The organism is Sulfitobacter sp. HI0129 (assembly GCF_001635395.1).
Taxonomy (GTDB): domain Bacteria; phylum Pseudomonadota; class Alphaproteobacteria; order Rhodobacterales; family Rhodobacteraceae; genus Sulfitobacter.
In genome coordinates, this window is the sequence record NZ_LWGH01000788.1 from 1 (window position 1) to 492 (window position 492).

Consider the following 492-nt stretch of genomic DNA (forward strand, 5'->3'; position numbering starts at 1 on the left):
ATCCTGCGGGGGTTACCGGCAGGGTGGGCCCGGGCGTGCCCGATTGCAAGTTCGCAGCGCAGCGCGTAGGCCATCGCCACCATGAAAGGAGACCCAATGGCAGGCACCGGCTTCGATCTGACCGCGCGGGACGGCAAGGCCCGCACGGGCGTCATTCACACCCCGCGGGGCGACATCCGCACCCCCGCCTCATGCCCGTGGGCACCGCCGCCACGGTGAAGGCCATGCTGCCCGAAAGCGTCGCGGAAACCGGGGCGGATATCCTGCTGGGCAATACCTATCACCTGATGCTGCGCCCCACTGCCGAACGGGTCGCCGCCCTTGGCGGGCTGCATGATTTCATGAACTGGCAAAAGCCGATCCTGACCGACAGCGGCGGCTTTCAGGTCATGAGCCTTGCGAGCCTGCGCAAGCTGACGGAACGGGGCGTGACCTTCAAAAGCCATATCGACGGCTCGAAGCATGAGATCACGCCGGAACGGTCTATGGAGA

At 65.7% G+C, this 492-nt stretch carries 1 pseudogene; it reads left to right on the forward strand.

Features of this window, described 5'->3' with window-relative positions:
- Positions 1–96: 96 nt before the first annotated feature.
- Positions 97–492, forward strand: a pseudogene (locus tag A3764_RS19110) (tRNA-guanine transglycosylase); the annotation flags it as partial.